This is a genomic window from Pseudomonas sp. P4_B4, from assembly GCF_056402255.1.
This window is the reverse complement of sequence record NZ_JBFUHS010000031.1, coordinates 1-20010: the sequence shown is the minus strand read 5'-3', so window position 1 is coordinate 20010 and position 20010 is coordinate 1. Positions and strand designations below refer to the sequence as shown.

At 62.3% G+C, this 20010-nt stretch carries 14 protein-coding genes and 1 pseudogene; 10 read left to right on the top strand and 5 right to left on the bottom strand.

The window, feature by feature from the left end:
* Nucleotides 1-20: 20 nt before the first annotated feature.
* From AC1DVE_RS25080 to AC1DVE_RS25060, 5 genes are all read left to right on the top strand, one after another.
* Nucleotides 21-611: a DUF2796 domain-containing protein gene (locus AC1DVE_RS25080; RefSeq protein WP_223453652.1), complete on the top strand. Its 591-nt coding sequence runs from the start codon at nucleotides 21-23 to the stop codon at nucleotides 609-611.
* Nucleotides 612-745: 134 nt separating this feature from the next.
* Entirely contained in the window at nucleotides 746-1456 is a 711-nt protein-coding gene (locus AC1DVE_RS25075) for an ABC transporter ATP-binding protein (RefSeq protein WP_223453653.1), read from the top strand.
* Nucleotide 1457: 1 nt separating this feature from the next.
* Nucleotides 1458-2723, top strand: coding sequence for an ABC transporter permease (locus tag AC1DVE_RS25070; RefSeq protein WP_056728943.1), 1266 nt, complete (start codon nucleotides 1458-1460; stop codon nucleotides 2721-2723).
* Between the two features lie 11 nt (nucleotides 2724-2734).
* The gene (locus AC1DVE_RS25065) at nucleotides 2735-3253 is read left to right on the top strand and encodes a DUF3299 domain-containing protein (RefSeq protein WP_090451674.1); all 519 of its coding nucleotides are present in this window, start codon (nucleotides 2735-2737) and stop codon (nucleotides 3251-3253) included.
* A gap of 181 nt (nucleotides 3254-3434) precedes the next feature.
* Nucleotides 3435-4133 carry an OmpW/AlkL family protein gene (locus AC1DVE_RS25060; protein WP_223453655.1) on the top strand — a complete coding sequence of 233 codons (699 nt, stop codon included), beginning with the start codon at nucleotides 3435-3437 and terminating at the stop codon, nucleotides 4131-4133.
* A gap of 294 nt (nucleotides 4134-4427) precedes the next feature.
* Here the strand turns inward: AC1DVE_RS25060 and AC1DVE_RS25055 are convergent, their stop codons facing one another.
* Together AC1DVE_RS25055 and AC1DVE_RS25050 are read right to left on the bottom strand one after the other, a co-directional pair.
* Complete coding sequence (locus AC1DVE_RS25055; protein ID WP_223453657.1) at nucleotides 4428-5357, bottom strand: NAD-dependent epimerase/dehydratase family protein; 930 nt, start codon at nucleotides 5355-5357, stop codon at nucleotides 4428-4430.
* Nucleotides 5350-6234, bottom strand: a complete 885-nt coding sequence (locus tag AC1DVE_RS25050; protein WP_046041630.1) for a sugar nucleotide-binding protein — start codon at nucleotides 6232-6234, stop codon at nucleotides 5350-5352. The genes AC1DVE_RS25055 and AC1DVE_RS25050 overlap by 8 nt, the downstream gene beginning before the upstream one ends.
* Before the next feature lie 216 nt (nucleotides 6235-6450).
* On the opposite strand from AC1DVE_RS25050, the gene AC1DVE_RS25045 reads away from it, so the two are divergent.
* Entirely contained in the window at nucleotides 6451-10758 is a 4308-nt protein-coding gene (locus tag AC1DVE_RS25045; RefSeq protein ID WP_477784277.1) for a DNA glycosylase AlkZ-like family protein, read from the top strand.
* Nucleotides 10759-10809: 51 nt separating this feature from the next.
* Here AC1DVE_RS25045 and AC1DVE_RS25040 read toward each other — a convergent pair whose 3' ends face one another.
* Nucleotides 10810-12939, bottom strand: a complete 2130-nt coding sequence (locus tag AC1DVE_RS25040; protein WP_223453661.1) for a mechanosensitive ion channel family protein — start codon at nucleotides 12937-12939, stop codon at nucleotides 10810-10812.
* 204 nt (nucleotides 12940-13143) lie between these two features.
* On the opposite strand from AC1DVE_RS25040, the gene AC1DVE_RS25035 reads away from it, so the two are divergent.
* From AC1DVE_RS25035 to AC1DVE_RS25020, 4 genes and pseudogenes are all read left to right on the top strand, one after another.
* Nucleotides 13144-14355, top strand: coding sequence for an MFS transporter (locus tag AC1DVE_RS25035; protein WP_223453663.1), 1212 nt, complete (start codon nucleotides 13144-13146; stop codon nucleotides 14353-14355).
* 249 nt (nucleotides 14356-14604) lie between these two features.
* Complete coding sequence (locus tag AC1DVE_RS25030) at nucleotides 14605-15369, top strand: endonuclease/exonuclease/phosphatase family protein (protein ID WP_223453692.1); 765 nt, start codon at nucleotides 14605-14607, stop codon at nucleotides 15367-15369.
* Nucleotides 15366-16659, top strand: a pseudogene (gene clsB / locus AC1DVE_RS25025) (cardiolipin synthase ClsB). The gene AC1DVE_RS25030 and the pseudogene clsB overlap by 4 nt, the downstream one beginning before the upstream one ends.
* Nucleotides 16646-17632 (top strand): lysylphosphatidylglycerol synthase domain-containing protein, encoded by a 987-nt coding sequence (locus AC1DVE_RS25020; protein ID WP_223453667.1) that lies wholly within the window; start codon nucleotides 16646-16648, stop codon nucleotides 17630-17632. Before clsB ends, AC1DVE_RS25020 begins: the two are co-directional and overlap by 14 nt.
* A 31-nt stretch (nucleotides 17633-17663) precedes the next feature.
* On the opposite strand, the gene AC1DVE_RS25015 is transcribed toward AC1DVE_RS25020, so the two are convergent.
* Together AC1DVE_RS25015 and AC1DVE_RS25010 are read right to left on the bottom strand one after the other, a co-directional pair.
* Nucleotides 17664-18422 (bottom strand): alpha/beta hydrolase family protein, encoded by a 759-nt coding sequence (locus AC1DVE_RS25015; protein ID WP_057713108.1) that lies wholly within the window; start codon nucleotides 18420-18422, stop codon nucleotides 17664-17666.
* On the bottom strand, nucleotides 18412-19521 hold the full coding sequence (locus AC1DVE_RS25010) for a DUF3182 family protein (RefSeq protein WP_223453670.1): 1110 nt from the start codon (nucleotides 19519-19521) through the stop codon (nucleotides 18412-18414). The genes AC1DVE_RS25015 and AC1DVE_RS25010 overlap by 11 nt, the downstream gene beginning before the upstream one ends.
* Nucleotides 19522-20010: the final 489 nt, after the last annotated feature.

Genomic DNA, 20010 nt, shown 5'->3' with positions numbered 1-20010 from the left:
TTACTTTCCGGAGACTCGCCATGCGTCGTCTGCTTCTCGCTCTGCCGTTTGCCATGTTGCCGCTGGCTGTCGCCCATGCCGCCGACGAACACGATCATGAGCATGGCAGCCTGGGTGCCCACGAACATGGCGTGGGTCGCCTGAATGCGGCGCTGGACGGGCAGACCCTGGAGCTGGAACTGGAAAGCCCGGCCATGAACCTGGTGGGTTTCGAGCACGTCGCCACCAGCGACGCAGACAAAGCCAAGGTCGCCGCCGCCCGCGCTCGGCTTGAGCAACCACTGGCCCTGTTCAACCTGCCAAAAGCCGCCGGTTGCGTGGTGGAAAACCAGGAACTGGAAAGCCCGCTGTTCGGCGACAAGCCCGATGCCGACGATGATCACGATGAAGACGCCAAGGACGAAGACGGCCACGAGCATCACCATGATCACAGCGAAATCCACGCTCGCTATCAGTTCACCTGCGCCACACCAGCGGCACTGAAGTCGCTGGACCTGGCGAATATTTTCACCAGCTTCCCGGCCACCCAAAAAATTCAGGTACAACTGATCGGCCCGAGCGGGCAGCAAGGGGTTGAAGTGACGGCCAAGGCTGCGGCGCTGAAATTCTGATCCACCGCAAATCGAATGTGGGAGCGGGCTTGCTCGCGAAAGCGGCAGTCCATGCAACATCAATGTGACTGTAAAACCGCCTTCGCGAGCAAGCCCGCTCCCACAGGGTTCACCACCAACCAGACCGGTTTCACATGACCCAAGCACTCATCGAACTGTCCGACCTGGGCTTCAGTTGGCCCGGTCACCCGCCGCTGCTGGACATCCCGGCGTTTCGCCTGGAGCGCGGGGAAACCCTGTTTCTCAAAGGCCCCAGCGGCAGCGGCAAGACCACCCTGCTCGGCCTGCTCGGCGGCGTGCAAAAGCCTGATCGCGGCAGCATCCGCCTGCTCGGCCAGGAACTGACGCAACTTTCGGCCGGCGCCCGCGACCACTTTCGCGTCGACCACACCGGCTACATTTTCCAGCAGTTCAACCTGCTGCCGTTTCTGTCGGTGCGTGAAAACGTCGAACTGCCCTGCCACTTCTCGAAACTGCGCGCCGAACGGGCGAAACAACGTCACGGCAGCGTCGATAAAGCCGCCGCCACGCTGCTCGCCCACCTGGGTTTGAAGGATGAGAACATCCTCGGTCGCCGCGCCGACTCACTGTCCATCGGCCAGCAGCAACGGGTCGCCGCCGCCCGCGCGCTGATCGGTCAACCGGAACTGGTGATCGCCGACGAGCCGACCTCGGCCCTCGATTACGACGCCCGCGAGAACTTCATTCGCCTGCTGTTCGCCGAGTGCCGCGAAGCCGGGTCGAGCCTGTTGTTCGTCAGCCATGACCAGAGCCTGGCGCCGCTGTTCGACCACAACCTGTCGCTGGCCGAACTCAATCGCGCCGCCACGCCCGCAGAGGTTTGAGATGTATCTGTTTCGTCTAGCCATGGCCAGCCTGGCTAACCGCCGCTTCACCGCGATCCTCACCGCGTTCGCCATCGCCCTGTCGGTGTGCCTGCTGCTGGCGGTGGAGCGCGTGCGCACCGAAGCCAAGGCCAGCTTCGCCAGCACCATCAGCGGCACCGACCTGATCGTCGGCGCCCGCTCAGGCTCGGTGAACCTGTTGCTGTACTCGGTGTTCCGCATCGGCAACGCCACCAACAACATTCGTTGGGACAGCTTCGAACACTTCGCCAGCAACCCGAAAGTGAAGTGGGCGATCCCGATGTCCCTCGGTGATTCCCATCGCGGCTACCGGGTGATGGGCACCACCGAAGCCTACTTCGAGCATTATCAGTACGGCCGCCAGCAACACCTGCAACTGGCCGATGGCCGGGCGTTTGCCACTGACCCGTTCGAAGTGGTGCTCGGTGCCGAAGTGGCCGATGCACTGCACTACAAACTCGGTGACAAACTGGTGCTGGCCCACGGCGTGGCGGCGATCAGCCTGGTCAAGCACGACGACAAACCGTTCACCGTGGTCGGCATTCTCAAGCGCACCGGGACCCCGGTGGACCGTACGCTGCACATCAGCCTTGGCGGCATGGAAGCGATTCACATCGACTGGCATAACGGCGTGCCGGCCCGGGGCGAGGGGCGCATCACGGCCGATCAGGCGCGCAACATGGACCTCACGCCGCAAGCGATCACCGCGTTCATGCTCGGTCTCAACAACAAGATTTCGACCTTTGCCCTGCAACGGGAAATCAACGAATTCCGCGGTGAGCCGATGCTGGCGATCCTGCCAGGTGTGGCGTTGCAAGAGCTGTGGAGCCTGATGGGCACCGCGGAAAAAGCTTTGTTCGTGGTCTCGCTGTTTGTGGTGCTGACCGGATTGATCGGCATGCTCACGGCGATTCTCACCAGCCTCAATGAACGCCGCCGGGAAATGGCGATCCTGCGCTCGGTGGGCGCACGCCCCTGGCACATCGCGACGCTGTTGGTGCTCGAGGCCTTTGCCCTGGCATTGTCAGGCGTGATCGCCGGCGTGGCGTTGCTGTATGTGTGCATCGCGGCGGCGCAGGGTTATGTGCAAGCCAACTACGGTCTGTTCCTGCCGCTGTCCTGGCCGAGCGAGTATGAATGGACGCTGCTCGGTGGCATCCTGATCGCCGCGCTGCTGATGGGCAGCGTGCCGGCCTGGCGCGCCTATCGCCAATCCCTGGCCGATGGCCTGTCGATCCGTTTATGAGGACGTTGAAAATGCCCCGCGCTGTACTTGCGCTGTTGATGCTGGTCGCCCTACCCCTGTGGGCAGCCCAGCCAAAAGACCTGACCTGGTCGGAGATGATCCCGCCCGACGCGCCGAAAGAAGTGCCGAACATGACGCCGCTGCACGATCTGTCGCAGATGAGCAGCACGCTCTCGGCAGAGTCGGCGCCAGCAGCCAAACAGGACATGCCCAACGCACCGGTGGTCAAGACCCTCGACGGCCAGAACATTCGCCTGCCGGGCTACATCGTGCCGCTGGAAGTGAGCGAGGAAGGACGCACCACGGAGTTTCTGCTGGTGCCGTATTTCGGCGCCTGCATCCATGTGCCGCCACCGCCGTCGAACCAGATCGTGCACGTCAAAAGCGAAGTCGGCGTGAAGCTCGACGAGTTGTATCAGCCTTACTGGATCGAAGGCGCGTTGCAGGTCAAGGCGTCCACCAGCGAGTTGGCGGATGCCGGGTATCAGATGGAGGCGGACAAGATTTACCTGTATGAATTGCCGGAGTGAGTCCGGTAGTCATGTGTTGCTTGATAGTCAGTCATCGCGATCCGACCTGCTCGCGATGAATCCATCAAAAACACCACAAAATACAACCCCTTCCCACTTTCATTGAGCTGCATCAAAAGACCGAATAGTTAGCCGGCTTACCATTGGACATCGAACATTTTTAACGTCCTTTGGAGCCCCCATGAACAAGTCCATGCTCAGCGCTTCGCTGGTTGCCCTCGCGCTCGCAGCCCCGCTCGCCCACGCCCACGAGGCCGGTGACATCATCCTTCGTGCGGGCGCCATCACCGTTAACCCGAAAGCCGACAGCTCCAGCGTGAAGGTCGATCAGGGTCCGTTGGCCGGTACCAACCTGGGCGGCAAGGCGACCATGGACAGCGACACGCAACTGGGCCTGAACTTCGCCTACATGCTCACCAACAATTGGGGGATCGAACTGCTTGCCGCCACTCCGTTCGAGCATGACGTGAAACTCAAAGGTACCGCCCTGCCTGCCGCCAACGGCAAACTCGGCTCCCTCAAACACCTGCCGCCGACCCTGAGCGTGGTCTACTACCCGCTGGATTCGAAGTCGGCCTTCCAGCCGTACGTCGGCGGTGGCATCAACTACACCTGGATCTACGACGAAAGCCTCAGCAGCGAAGCCAAGTCCGCCGGCTTCAGCAACTTCAACGCGAAGAACTCCTGGGGTCTGGCCTGGCAGGTCGGTGCCGACTACATGCTGACCGAACATGTCATGCTCAACGCCCAGGTGCGCTACATCGACATCGATACCCGCGCCACCGTCGAAAACAACTCGATTGCACCGGGCACCCGCGCCAAGGTCAACATCGACGTCGATCCGTTTGTGTACATGGTAGGTCTTGGCTACAAGTTCTAAAGAACGTTCACGTGGTGGTGAATGAGGCTTGTGTGGCGAGGGGGCTTGTCGGATCGCCGCACCGCCCCGTTGGGTTGCGAAGCAGCCCCAGATTCGGCAGAAGCGGTGATTCAGACAAACCGCATTGCCTGCAATTACGACTGCTGCGCAGTCGAGCGGGGCGATGCGGCGATCCGACAAGCCCCCTCGCCACAGGAATTGCGAAATCTGAAAGTTAAATTCCGGCCGTGAAAAAGGCGCCTGTAAAAAGGCGCCTGTAAAAAGGCGCCTTTTTCATGTCCGCAGGGCAGCGATCTATCGCCCCAGCAACCGCGCCAGCCCCACGCTCAACGGTGTTTGCGAAGAAGTGCGAAAGCGCTCCAGCAAACGCCGGTTGTTCGCCCGGGAATGACGAATGTCACCGGAGCGCGCCGGGCCGTAGCTCACCGGTGGCAACTTGCCGACCACGGCTTCGAGCGCTTCGAGCATTTGCTTGAGGGTCGTCGCCTGGTTCCAGCCGACGTTGACCGCACCGTCTTCGACCCGGGGCTTCTCGATGGCCTGCACCAGCAAGTCGACCAGGTCTTCGACGTAGACAAAATCCCGGGTCTGCTCGCCATCGCCGAACACGGTGATCGGCAAGCCTTTTAGTGCGCGCTCACTGAATATGCTGATCACCCCGGAGTACGGCGAGGACGGATCCTGGCGCGGGCCGAAGATGTTGAAGAAGCGGAAAATCACCGGTTCCAGCGCATGCTGGCGGCGGTAGAAGTCCAAGTAATGCTCGCTGGCCAGTTTGTCCACCGCGTAAGGCGTCAACGGCGCCTTGGGCGTGTCTTCGTCGATCGACTCACCTTCGCCATTGTTGCCATACACCGCCGCGCTGGAGGCAAACAACACACGTTTGACCCCGGTCTGGCGCATGGCTTCGCAGACGTTCAGCGTGCCGATGAAGTTGCTCTGGTGCGTACGCACCGGATCGTCCACCGAAGCCTGCACCGAAGCCACGGCGGCCAGGTGCGCCACAGCACTGCATCCGGCCATCGCCTGGGCAACCAAAGCCGCATCGGCCACGTCGCCGACGATCAATTCGACCCTGGGATTGTCCAGCGGCAGATTGCTGCGCTTGCCGGTGGACAGGTCATCGAGAATCCGCACCGCATGCCCCTTGGCAAGCAGGGCGTCAGTCAGGTGTGAACCAATGAAACCGGCACCACCGGTGATCAAAACGGGACCGTCAGCCATGGCGATAGAACCTGTCCAGTAGACCGGGAAGCGCCGCACGCCAGGCGCGCGGCTTGATCCCGAAAGTGTGCAGAATTTTCTTGCAGGCCAATACCGCGTGTTGCGGTTCTTCGGCAGCATCCGGACGCGCGGCGTGGGCCTGGGCGGTTGGGGCTTCGATGGCCAGCGGATGCAGGCTGCGGGCTTCGGTCAGAATCGCCTGTCCCAGCGCCAGCGGCGTGGTCGCCTCATGCCCGGCGTAATGGTAGGTGCCCCACAGCGGCGCGGCGCAATCGAGTTGTTTGAGCACAGAAATGATCACACGGGCGGCATCGTCGACCGGCGTTGGATTGCCGCGCCTGTCGTCGGCCATCAGCAGTTCTTCGGGTTGTTCGGCACGGGCCAGGAAGCGGCCAAGGGCGCCATCCGGGCTGTCATCCAGCAGCCAGCCGAATCGCAGCAGCACGTGTTGCGGGCAGGTGGCACGCACGCTTTGCTCGATCCGCCACAAGGCCTGACCCCGCAAACCCAATGGAACGGGTTCGTCTTTTTCACTGTAGGCCGTGGCCCGGGAGCCGTCGAACACGCGATAGCTGGAAGGTTGCAGCAGGACGATGTTGTGGTGCTGGCACAGTTCCGCCAGACGCTCGATCGCGCGCTCCTGGCCGGCCAGACGCGATTCGCTCACTGCTTCTGCCTGAAACCAGTCGAAGTAGTAGGCAAGGTTGATCAATGCATCGGGACGGGTGTCGTCGAGCAGTTGTGTCAGGCTCGCGGCATCCCAGCCGTCTTGCGGCGGGCGGGGGGCGAGGAAACCGATGTCTTCCTCCGCACCGAGGCGAATCAGCGCCTGCCCAAGGGCATTTCCGCCGCCCAGTAACATAAGGCGCATTCGCATAGAGTCAGCAGGCCCAGTCTGATTGAAACGATGGCTTTATCGACACCGCGCCCAGGCGATGTCGTTGATAATTGCCGGAATCGTTGCATTTTGCGGGTTTAGTGCGCAACCGTCACCCGTAAAGTGTAGATGTCCTGGATTTGTGGTGCTGCCACAGGTTTACCGACCAGCCAGTGGTACTTGCATCTTCGGCCCCCCACCCGCATAAATTGCTGCATGAACCTGCCCATTCCCGCAGACAGTGCCCTGAGCGGCTTCCACCCTGCCGTCAGCGCCTGGTTCAGCCACACGTTCCCGGCGGTCACCGCCGCCCAGGCCCGGGCGTGGCCGTTGATCCGCCAGCGCCGCTCGACTTTGGTCGCCGCGCCCACCGGTTCCGGCAAGACCCTCACCGCCTTTCTCGCCGTCATCGACGACCTGGTACACCGCGGCCTGGAAAGCCCCGAAGGCTTGCCCGACGCCACCCTGGTGGTCTACGTCTCGCCCCTCAAGGCACTGTCCAACGACATCCAGATCAACCTGCAAAACCCGCTAGCCGGGATTACCGAGCAATTGCGCGTGATGGGCCTGCCGCAATTGCAGATCAGCACCGCCGTGCGCACCGGCGATACACCGCAAAAAGACCGTTCGGCGATGCGCAAGACGGCGCCGCACATTCTGGTGACCACTCCGGAATCCCTTTATGTGCTGCTCGGCTCCGACTCCGGCCGGCAGATGCTGGGCACTGCACAAACGGTGATCGTCGACGAAATCCATGCCATGGCCGCCAGCAAACGCGGCAGCCATCTGGCACTGAGCCTTGAACGCCTGCAAGCACTCTGCCCGGAGCCGCTGCTGCGCATCGGTCTGTCTGCCACGCAAAAACCCATCGAAGCAGTCTCGCGCTTCCTGGTCGGTCACAACCGTCCGTGCGAGATCGTCGACATCGGCCACGCCCGCCCCCGCGACCTGGACATCGAAGTGCCGCCCGTGCCGCTATCGGCCGTGATGGCCAACGATGTCTGGGAACTGGTCTACGACCGCCTCGCCGCCCTCGCCCGCGAGCACCGGACCACGCTGATTTTCGTCAACACCCGGCGCTTGGCCGAACGCCTGAGCCGGCACCTGAGCGAGCGCCTGGGCAAGGATGCCGTGGCGGCCCACCACGGCAGCCTGGCCAAGGAGTTTCGCCTCGATGCCGAACAGCGACTCAAGCGCGGCGACCTGCAAGTGCTGATCGCCACGGCGTCGCTGGAACTGGGGATCGACATCGGCGACGTCGACCTGGTGTGCCAGATCGCCTCGCCGCGTTCGATTGCCGGGTTTCTGCAACGGGTCGGCCGTTCCGGGCACCAGGTCGGCGGTACGCCCAAGGGCCGTTTGTTCGCCACCACCCGCGACGACCTGATCGAATGCGCCGCGCTGCTCGACTGCGTGCGCCGGGGCGAACTCGATACGTTGTTGATCCCGCAAGCGCCGCTGGACGTGCTGGCGCAGCAGATCATCGCCGAGGTCAGTTGCCAGGAGTGGCCGGAGCAAGCGCTACTGCACATGCTGCGCCGCGCCTCGCCCTACGCCGGACTCGACGACAAACACTATCAGGCGCTGCTGCACATGCTCGCCGAGGGTTACAACGGGCGTCAGGGCATCCGTAGCGCCTATCTGCACCGCGACGCCGTGAACCGCACCCTGCGCGGCCGCCGGGGCGCGAAACTGACGGCGGTGACCAGTGGCGGGACCATTCCGGACAACGCCGACTACAGCGTGCTGCTGGAGCCTCAAGGGCTGAACATCGGCACCATCAACGAAGACTTCGCGGTGGAAAGCATTGCCGGGGATGTCTTCCAGTTGGGCAACACGTCCTATCGGATCTTGCGGGTGGAAACCGGCAAAGTCCGGGTCGAGGACGCCCAGGGCCAGCCACCGACCATTCCGTTCTGGCTCGGTGAAGCACCGGGGCGCAGCGCCGAATTGTCCTCGGCGGTGGCGCGCTTGCAGGCACAACTCGACGACCTGCTGGGGGCTGCGCCAGGCAATGTGCAGCCAGCGCTCGACTGGCTGACCGGCACCCTGGGTTTGAATGTTGCCAGCGCCGAACAACTGGTGGATTACCTGGCCCGCGCGCGGCAAGCGCTGGGGGCCCTGCCATCGCAAGACACACTGCTGATGGAACGCTTTTTCGACGAGTCCGGCGGCACGCAACTGGTCATTCACACGCCATTCGGCAGCCGCATCAACCGCGCTTGGGGCCTGGCCCTGCGCAAGCGTTTCTGCCGCACCTTCAACTTCGAATTGCAGGCCGCTGCCAGCGAAGACGCCATCGTGCTGTCGCTGTCCACCAGCCACAGTTTTGAACTGGATGACGTCTGGCGCTACCTGCACAGCAACAGTGCCGAACACATCCTGATTCAAGCCGTGCTCGACGCACCGCTGTTCGGCGTGCGCTGGCGCTGGAATGCCGGCGTGGCCCTGGCCCTGCAGCGCTACAGCGGCGGGCGCAAAGTCCCGCCGCAGATCCAGCGGATGAAAAGCGAAGACCTGATCGCCAGCGTGTTTCCCGATCAAATCGCCTGCGTGGAAAACCTCGCCGGCGAACGGGAGATTCCCGACCATCCGCTGGTAGAACAGACCCTCGACGATTGCCTGCACGACGCCATGGACACGGAGGGCTGGCTGGCCTTGTTGCGGCGCATGGAACGCGGCGACATTCGCCTGATCAGCCGCGACTTGCCGGCGCCTTCGCCGCTGGCGGCGGAGATTCTCAGTGCCCGGCCCTATACCTTTCTCGACGATGCGCCGCTGGAGGAACGCCGCACCCAAGCGGTGCTCAATCGGCGCTGGAGCGACCCGCAATCCACCGACGATCTCGGTGCCCTGGACGCCGAGGCGATTGCCGCCGTGCGCGAAGAAGCCTGGCCGGCGCCCTCCGCTGTCGATGAAATGCACGAGGCCTTGATGAGCCTGGCGTGCATCACCGACGCCGAAGCCGGAGCCAATCCGCAGTGGCTCGACTGGCTCACGACCCTGGCCGACAGCGGACGCGCAAGCCGTTTGCAGATCAACGCCAGGCAATCGCTGTGGCTGGCACTGGAACGCCTGACCTGCCTGCGGGCGATTTATCCACAGGCCGAATTGACGCCATCGCTGCAAGCGCTGCCGGACTTCGATGAGGCCTGGGAACCCGACGACGCCATCCTAGAACTGATCCGCGCACGGCTCAGCGCCTTCGGGCCGCTGGCGCTCGATCGTATTGCCGAACCACTCGGATTGCCCGCTGCGCAGGTCAACCAGGCCCTGGCGCAACTTGAACGCGAAGGCTACGTGCTGCGCGGTCGCTTCACCCCGGGCACCACCCGGGAAGAATGGTGCGAGCGGCATTTGCTGGCGCGGATTCACCGCTATACGGTCAAGCGCCTGCACCGGGAAATCGAACCGGTGGCGTTGCAGGATTTCATGCGATTTCTGTTCGACTGGCAGCATGTGTCGAGTGCAAGCCAGGGCCAGGGCGCGGCGGTACTGCCTGCCGTCGTCGCGCAATTCGAAGGCTACCCCGCCGCCGCCTCAGCCTGGGACAGCGACATCCTGCCAGCGCGAATCAAGGACTACTCGGCGACCTGGCTCGATGAACTGTGCCGCAGCGGCAGACTGGTGTGGACGCGCCTGACTGCGCACAACAAAAGCGCCAGCACCGCGCTGCGCAGCACGCCGATCGTGTTGCTGCCGCGCAACCGGGTCAGCCTCTGGAGCGACTTGACCGAACAGACGCCGGTCAGCGACCTGTCGCCGAAAACGCAAAAGGTCCACGCCGCCCTCAGCCAGCATGGCGCGCTGTTTTTCGACGAGTTGATCCATGAGGCCCACCTGCTGCGTTCAGAGTTGGAGATCGCCCTGCAGGAACTGGTGGGCGCGGGGCTAGTGAATGCCGACAGCTTCGCCGGGTTGCGCGCACTGATTACCCCGGCCAGCAAGCGCCAGCCTCGCAACAGTCGGCGTGGACGCGGGGCATTCATCGGTGGCATGGACGACGCCGGGCGCTGGGCCCTGTTGCGACGCGCGCCGGCCGCGCCGGTGGTGGAAAACCAGCGGACGCCCGCCGAAACCCTGGAACACATCGCCTTGACGTTGCTGCGCCGCTACGGCGTGGTGTTCTGGCGTTTGCTGGAACGTGAGGCAGACTGGCTGCCGAGTTGGCGCGAACTGCTGCGTACTTTCCATCGCCTGGAGGCACGCGGCGAGATTCGCGGCGGGCGGTTTGTCAGCGGCCTGGCGGGCGAGCAATTCGCACTGCCGGAGGCGATTCCATTGTTGCGGGAGGTGCGGCGTCGGCCCCATGACGGCAGTCTGGTCGCAGTGTGCGGGGTCGATCCGCTGAACCTCGCCGGCACGCTATTGCCCGGCGCGAAAGTCCCGGCACTGGCGAGCAATCGGCTGGTGTATCGCGACGGGTTGCCGGTTGCTGCCGAGATTGCTGGCAAGCAGCAATTTTGGGGGGAGTTGGATCAGCGGGTGGGTGCCGAGGTGCGCAACAAACTGATCCGGCATTGAGAGTGTCTGGTCTGGCGCCTGCTCGCGATGAGGCCAGCACGGCAAAAAAAACTATTGAGACCGCGGCCGATCCGGCATCAGCACCGCCGAATGGTCCGACTCATGCGCTGCCTCGGGTGGTGCTTCGACCGGATGCCTCGGCACCAGCGCCTGCTGTGGATAAGTCTGCGCGAAGTTCACCCACGGGCAGTTATCCACAAGCTTTTTCAAACGCTGGTTGAAGGCCCGGCTCACCGCGTATTGACCACCGGACACCGTCCGGAATTGCGCGGTCAGCACCACACCGTTGAGGTCCATCTTGTCGACTCCAAACACATCCAGCGGTCCTTGCAGGTTGTAGCGCAGGAACGGGTCGTTGCTGATGGAATGCCCGGCCTCGCGGATCAGTTCGATGGCCTTGTCGACATCGGTGTCGTAGGTGAATTGCACCGAGAAAAACGCATAGGCGAATTGCCGCGATTGGTTGGTCACGGCCTTGATCTGCCCGAACGGCACCGAGTGCACGAAGCCCTTGCCGTCGCGCAGGCGCAAGGTGCGGATGGTCAGGCCTTCGACGGTGCCTGCGTGACCGGAATCGAGCACTACCCAGTCTCCGATGGACAAGGTGTCTTCGATGATGATGAACAGCCCGGTAATCACATCCTGCACCAGTTGCTGGGAACCGAAACCGATCGCCAGGCCGATGACCCCGGCACCTGCCAGGAATGGCGCGACGTTAATTCCCAGGTTGGCCATGGTAGTGATCGCGCAAATCACCACCAGGATGATTTTGATCGCGTTGCGCAACAGCGGCAGGATGGTTTTCACCCGCGTACTCGGCTGGTGCGCCGAGCGCTTGTTGGTCGGTGGTTTCAGGGCTTCCTGAATCGCCGTGTCGAGCACCACCCACACCATCCAGGTCACCAGCAGAATGAAACCGATGTGGCTAAGGGAATCACTGATCGCCCGGCCCACGGCGTTGGTCACTGCGAATTCGAACAGCGACACGCCCCAGATCCGCCCGAGGATATCGATGAACACGATGGCCATGCCGATGCGTAGCAAGGCGTGGGACAGATTGAGAAAGCGCTCCTTGTAGGCGCTGCTGCGGCGCAGGTCCGCCTCGCTGCGCGCCTTGAACAGATGATGTAGCGTGGTACTGAGAAACACCGTCGCAATCAGCAACACCGTGGTGAACAAGGCGCTGCGCAGCACTCTCTGGTTGTCGGCCCCGGCACCGATCAGATTGATGATCGAAACCAGTACCATCAACAGAATCGGCCAATACCAGAGCCCGGAAAATATCCGCAGGGTTTCACGCAACGCCGGCTGCTTGAGGCGCTGGGCCAGCGGCAAGATACGGATCACATGAGCGACCGGGCGGCGCATGCGGATCACCAGCAAGCCGAAGGATATCGACGCTGCCAACCCGGTGAACACGGCGATGCTGCTGGTGAGATTGTTGCCCAGTTGATGGGCGATCTGCGGGCTGGTCAGAGCGTCGCTCAATGCCACCAGAAAGCCGATAACGAACAAGGGTCGGGGACTGTTCTTGCGGATGATCTGCACCGCCCGCCGCTTGTGCCCGGCATTGAACACCACCACCAGCGACAGCACCAATGACGCGGAAAATATCCCCGCGCTAGTGGCATAAGCCAGACACAGCGCCAGCGCCCTTCCCGCCGATATCGGCAAAAACTGACTGGCATAAATCGTCAAGGGCAGGCTGACCACCGCCGGAAGGGTGTAGGGCAACACGTAGCCGAGCAACGCCTGGCCCCGTTCACGACTGAGCAGCAGACGATGCTCGCACAGACGCCTGGCGGCCATCCGCCCAAGCAGCCAAAGACAGGCAAACACGGCCGCCCACACGCAGGTCAGCAGCAGGAAATCGCCGGCGACGCTCCAGGGCGAACGGGCCGAAGGCTGATTGACCAACTGATCCACTTCATCGGCCGCGCGGTCAGCACGCAGGCGCCAGACGTCGACGAGGTTTTCGTTGAGATCGAGTTTGGTCTGGACCTCGTCGATGCTCGAACTGATGGCCCCCAGTAATCCGCCTTGCACCAGCGGTTCGGGGTGGGCCAACGGCGTCGCAGCAGTCGCGGTGGCCGGCAGCCCCGGTATCGCGGCGGCTTCCAGTTGCTCGCTGCTCACAAACAGCAACGCTCCCAGCAGTATCGCGGTCTTGAGCCTGATCAAAGCACCCGCTCCTTTGGCTGTGTCTGTATGGAACTGATCGAGAAATACCGGGCAAGTTCGGATATAGCTCCCTCGCCACAGACTAACACCCGCGCTCGCGATCTTTGCGCCCAAGGCAAATATCAAATGTCCATCCCTGTATTTTTCTGAACGAGCCAAATCCCGACACTGCGCTCCATCGAATCAACCTCCGGAGTTGTAGCCATGCCCATTGCCTTGCTCGCGCTGACCCTCAGCGCCTTTGCCATCGGGACGACCGAGTTCGTCATCGTTGGCCTGTTACCCACCATTGGCGCCGACCTCGGCGTCAGCCTGCCGTCCGCCGGCCTGCTGGTCAGCCTGTATGCCCTTGGCGTTGCCGTCGGCGCCCCGGTGCTGACCGCCCTCACCGGCAAGGTTCCGCGCAAGTTGCTGCTGTTGTCGCTGATGGTGCTGTTCACCCTCGGCAATCTGTTGGCGTGGCAAGCACCGAGTTATGAGTCGTTGATCCTCGCGCGGATCGTCACCGGTCTGGCCCACGGGGTGTTTTTCTCGATCGGCTCGACCATCGCCACCAGTCTAGTGCCGAAGGAAAAAGCCGCCAGCGCGATTGCCATCATGTTCACCGGCCTGACCGTGGCGCTGGTCACCGGCGTGCCGCTGGGGACATTCATCGGCCAGCATTTCGGCTGGCGTGAAACCTTCCTCGCCGTTTCGGCCCTGGGCGTGATCGCCTTCATCGGCAGCCTGATCTACGTGCCGAAAAATATCGCCCACAGCAAACCCGCATCGTTGCGGCAGCAACTGCAGGTGCTCAAGCAACCGCGCCTGTTGCTGGTGTATGCCATGACGGCCGTCGGCTACGGTGGCTCGTTCATTGCCTTTACCTTCCTCGCACCGATTCTTCAGGACCTTTCCGGCTTCAGCGCCAGCACCGTCAGCCTGGTGTTGCTGGTCTACGGCATCTCCGTGGCCGTCGGCAACATCTGGGGCGGCAAACTGGCGGACAAACACGGCCCGATCAGCGCCCTGAAAATCATCTTTGCCCTGCTCGCCGCCGTGTTGTTCGTGCTGACCTTCACCGCCGGCAATCCTTGGCTGGCGCTGGCCACCGTGCTGGTCTGGGGTGCCGTGGCATTCGGCAACGTGCCGGGGTTGCAGGTGTATGTGGTGCGCCAGGCTGAGCATCACACCCCGCAGGTGGTGGACGTGGCATCCGGCCTGAACATCGCGGCGTTCAACCTCGGCATTGCCGGTGGCGCGTGGGGCGGTGGCCTGATCGTCGCCCACATGGGACTGATTCACACCGCGTGGATCGGTGGCCTGGTGGTGTTGGTGGCGCTGGCATTGACCGCGTGGAGCGGGCGTCTTGATCGCCTCGGCCCGGTCTATGCCGAACCGGTTGAAGGGACGACCCGGATCGTTGCTGGCCACTGAGGGACCCTGTGGGAGCGGGCTTGCCCGCGATGGCGACGGCACATTCAACATGGAGGTGGCTGCCAATCCGCTATCGCGGGCAAGCCCGCTCCCACAATGTTTGTGGTGATTAGTAAACTGTGTACCGTCCGCCGCCCCATCGAAACTTTCGCCACTGCCCCAGAGTCATCCAATGACAGGAGCCGTCAGGCGGGAGACGACATGACAGCGAATCACACCGATATTCCCGCACACTCAAACGCAACCGACATGCGGGTACAGGGTTCGTCCGTCACTTGTCGTTTCACGGTGCTGACGGTCAACACCCACAAAGGTTTCACCGCGCTGAACCGGCGTTTCATCCTGCCGGAACTGCGTGAAGCAGTGCGCAGTGTGTCTGCCGATGTGGTGTTTTTGCAGGAAGTCCACGGTACCCACGAACAGCATCCCAGGCGCTACACCAACTGGCCGGCGATGCCGCAATACGAATTCCTTGCCGACAGCCTGTGGCCGCAGTTCGCCTATGGCCGCAATGCGGTGTATCCGGCGGGCGATCACGGTAATGCGCTGCTGTCAAAGTTCCAGATCATCCGCCACGACAACCTCGACGTGTCCATCAGCGGCCACGAGAACCGCGGAATTCTGCATTGCGTGTTGCGCTTGCCCGGTGATGGCCAGGAAGTGCATGCGATTTGCGTGCACCTGGGGCTGCGCGAAACCCACCGCACAGCACAACTGAAGTTGCTCGCCCAACGCCTGGATGCCCTGCCGGGTGATGCCCCAGTGATTGTCGCCGGGGACTTCAACGATTGGCGCCAGCGCGCCGATGCATTGCTCACGCCCAGCGGTTTGCGTGAAGTCTTCGCCGCGCACCATGGCAAACCGGCGCGCAGTTTCCCCGCGCGCTTGCCGGCATTGCGCCTGGACCGCATCTACGTGCGCAACCTCAAGGCCAGCCATCCGCAAGTGCTGACCTCCCGCCCCTGGTCGCACCTTTCCGACCACGTCCCGCTGTCGGTGGAGATCGAGCTATGAGCAGCCAGTCGATGGAAAACACCACGCTGGAACACATCCCTGCTCCGCCCACTCGCGAGCCGACAGCGGTCGATGTCGAATACGGCTGGCAAGGCAGCAATCGGGTCGAGTTGCTGGAAAACGGTGAGGCGTATTTTCCCCGGGTGTTTGAAGCCCTGCGCCGGGCGCAAAGTGAAATCCTGTTGGAAACCTTCATTCTGTTCGAGGACAAGGTCGGCAATGAGCTGCAACAGATCCTGATCGAAGCCGCTCAACGTGGCGTGCGTACTACCGTCAGCCTCGACGGCTTTGGCTGCGGCGAACTGAGTACCGGGTTCCTCACCGCCCTGACCGCCGCCGGCGTACACCTGCAAATGTTCGACCCGGCGCCGAAACGCCTGGGCATGCGCACCAACTGGTTCCGGCGCCTGCACCGCAAGATTGTGGTCGTGGATGGCACCGTCGCGTTCGTCGGCGGGATCAACTTTTCTGCCGATCATCTGGCCGACTTCGGCCCCGAGGCCAAACAGGATTATTCCGTAGAAGTGCAAGGCCCGGCCGTGGCCGATATCCATCACTTTGCCCTGCTGCAATGCGGCCGCCCAGTGCACGCCAAATACTGGTGGCAACGCCGTCGGCAGCGGCGCTCGGAACTGGCCTTAAGTGATCACGATGGCCAGGTGCGGTTGGTGTACCGCGACAACGGGGAACACCAGACCGACATCGAGGAGGTTTACCGACAGGTATTGCGCCAGGCGCAGCGCCGGGTGGTGATCGCCAACGCCTACTTCTTTCCCGGTTTCCGCTTGCTGCGCGAGATCCGCAACGCGGCTCGCCGAGGCGTGGATGTGCGGCTGATCCTGCAGGGCCAGCCAGACATGCGGGTGGCCAGGCTCGCGGCGCGCATGACTTACGATTACTTGCTCAAGTCCGGGGTGAAGATCTACGAATATTGCGACCGCCCGCTGCACGGCAAGGTCGCGCTGGTGGATGAGGACTGGAGCACCGTTGGCTCGAGCAACCTCGACCCGTTGAGCCTGTCGATGAATCTGGAAGCCAACGTGCTGATCCGCGACCGTGGCTTCAATCGTCATCTGTTCGATCGCCTGGAAGACCTCAGCGACAATCATTGCCAGGCCATGTCTCCCGACATCGCGCCACGCGGGCGTGTCTGGCACATGACCATCGGTTTTCTGGTGTTTCACTTCCTGCGGCATTTCCCGGCGTGGGCCGGTTGGTTGCCGGCGCATAAACCTCGCCTGAAACCCTTCCCTCCCTCCGACCGGGAGCGCTGACCATGAACCGCGCTGATACGCACACGGCAACTCACGCCAAAAGCCCTGGCAAGTCGCACTGGAGCCGCTGGAAACGACCGCTGACGATGCTGTTTTTCCTGATGCTGATCGTGCTGTTCACGATGTTCGCCCAGCGCCTCGAATGGAACGAAGTGTTCGATAACCTGGCCGATTTCAAGGTGCGCACGCTGATCATTGCGTCGGGGCTGACCCTGGTAAGTTTTCTGGTGTACGCCTGCTTCGACCTGATCGGCCGCACCTATATCCGCCAGAACCTGACCTGGAAGCAGATCTTGCCCGTGGGGATCATCAGCTACGCCTTCAACCTGAACCTGAGCGCCTGGGTCGGCGGCATCGCCATGCGTTACCGGTTGTATTCGCGGCTCGGGGTGAGCAAGAGCAACATCGCGAAAATCCTCGGCCTGAGCCTGGCGACCAACTGGTTCGGCTACATGGTGATTGCCGGCGCCGTGTTCAGCAGCGGGCTGGTGCGCATGCCGCCGGGCTGGAAACTCAGCAGTAACGCACTGCAAGGCGTGGGGGTTTTGTTATTGCTGCTGAGCGCCGGGTACCTGGCAGCATGTCGGTTTGCCAAACGTCGGGAGTGGGCGACTCGAGGCATCGAGATTGACCTGCCTTCGCTGCGCATGGCGGTGCTGCAACTGGCACTCGGTGCCCTGAACTGGTCGCTGATGGCGGCGGTGATTTTCACCTTGCTGCCGAGCAAACTGGACTATCCACTGGTACTGGGTGTGTTGTTGATCAGCGCCATCGCCGGAGTCATCACTCACATCCCGGCCGGGCTCGGCGTGCTGGAAGCAGTATTCGTGGCGCTGCTGCAACACGAGGTTTCGCGGGGCAGCCTGGTGGCGGGACTGCTGGCCTATCGGGCGATTTATTTCATCCTGCCGCTGTTGATTACCGTGGTGATGTATTTGCTGGTGGAGGCCAAGGCCAAGGCGTTGCGGATCAAGAAAAAAACCAAGTGATTTTGTGGCGTCCGCAAGCACACCGCAAATCTCAGGATGATTGAATAATGCTCAACCGCTCCCCCACCACCATCTCGGTAATCCAGCCGACGAGGATCGAGGTGTAGGCCTGCTGCGAAACCGGATCACTCAACGCGTGATCGGCGCCATCGATGATGCGATGGGTCAGCGAGTGAGTCTGCTGGCACGCCGCGCGGTAACTCATGATCGTCGAATGGGGTACGTAGTCGTCGGTCTCGGACTGCACCAGCAGGACATCCCCGGTGAATTGCGAGCAGGCATGCAAGGCACGATTGCTGTCGGCACGCACCAGGGTGCTTCGGTAATCACGCAGATCCAGCTTGTCCAGGTCGCGTTTCGGCGCGTGCCATTGCTCGTCGCGATACAGCGCCGGCACCCGCAGCGCCAGCCAGCGCACCGGTCTGAGCGAGGTCAGGATCGAGGCCAGATAACCCCCATAGCTGGTACCGACCACGGCAATCGCCGATGTATCGAGGGCCGGGTGTGCAAGCAGGCGGTCATAGGCCGCCAGCAAGTCGCGCAAATTGTCCTCCCGGGTCACCCGGGACAATGGAATGCCGGTGCCACCGGTGTGCCCGCGCAGGTCGAAGGTCAGGCATACACAACCCAACCCGGCGATGCCTTTGGCGCGTTCCAGATCCCGCTCCTGACTGCCGCCCCAACCGTGCACGAAGAGCACACCGGGGACTTTCGATTTGGGACTCAGGAAGGTCCCGCTCATCTGTTCGTCGTCGATGTCGATCTGAATGGATTCGCTTCTAGCCGTCATAGGATCTAACCGTCACGTACTTGAGGAGAAAGTCACTGGTCTGCGCCGGCCCGCGGTACACCTCGATGGCGTCTGCCGGCAGCGGCTGATCGATGTAGGTTTCCACCGAAGACACACGAATCGCGCACATCCCCGGATCGTTGACGAAACTCTGCAAGGCCGCCACCTCGGCGCTGCTGGCACCGCCCATGCGCCAGGACTGTTCGAGCACGCCACTGCGAGGCTGGTCGTCGCTATCAACGCCCTGGGCGATGTCGTAGTTGCGCCGCGAGGCATAGAAACCTGGGTAGGCTTCATCCGCCGAGTTGTCGAACACCTGTGCCTGATGGATCGCCAGGCGCACGTCTTCCGGCAGATCCAGCTTCAGCAATTGGTCATAGTCACCCGGCACCACCAGCAAGTTGGACCCGCCATACACCTGCTCACCCTGAGCGTCCTCGGTCAAGTATTGATCACCGCAGTAACTGAGTACCTTGCCGCCGATAAAACTCTGACCGACGCTGTGGGTGATCACCTGGCCCAGGTCCTGTTCGAGCACCACGCCTTCGCAGAACGTGGCCTCAGCCTCTGGCCTGGCAAGCACTTCATCGAACTCGTCGAGGCTTTTAATCACTTCCTGACCACGTCCGGCACAGGCATGAATCGGCTTCAGGCGGATCGGCCCGGTGTACAACAGATGCTCCGCCGCCGGGCGCGCATCCTTCAGGGAGAACACGCTGAGTCCGTCGAGCACCACGTTGCGCACCCGCTCGGAAAACAACGGAGCCCAGCCTGGCGGCGCATGGGCGTGGCGGTTGAGCAATCCGTGACTGATGGCTTTGGTGCAGATGAAGTCGTGGTCGACATAACCACCCCACAAATCCTCCGGTCCCTTGACCCCCAGTTGCCGGGCAGCCGCAGCGCCCACCAGGGTCTGGGTCGGCAACAGGTAGAGGTCCCGCCCGTCATGCAACTGCGGGTCGTAGCTGCCACCGTACTTGAGCCGCAAAATCTGCGCCAGCCAGCGGGCCAGTGCACGGTTGGTTTCAACTTCGTGCAGTGGCGCGTCGGCGAGCACCGAATGGGCGACCACCAGTTTCCTGCGGTTTGTTGGGGTCATGCATCCCCCTTCAATCGACGCTTGATGAATGTAGCTGAAGGGGTGCAGAGATCAGGCCAAGGCCCGTTGCGGCAAAAGGGGTTTTAAATCAGCCCGTTGCGTATAAAGTGATGGCATGGGGCCTGTTTTATTCTGCACGACGCCCTTTGATACTCCGGCATTTTGCACGATTCCTGTGGGAGCGAGCCTGCTCGCGATGAGGCCAGCACCATCAACATTGATGTCGCCTGACACACCGCTATCGCGAGCAGGCTCGCTTGTATGCTAGGACTTGAAGGGAGGAGGAGGGACAAGGCTCGATTCTGACTGTTAGCGCAGTACAGATCCGTGGGAGATTTCGCCCCTCCTCCTTTCACCCAAGCGCCGATAAAGAATGCATCTGGCTAGACCGACGATAGGAACAAGCCTGCGCCTCTGGGTGAGCCCTTCAAGTGCTCAAAACCATATCTCGGGGGATGTTCAATGGCAATGCCGGTTTCTGCTATCAAG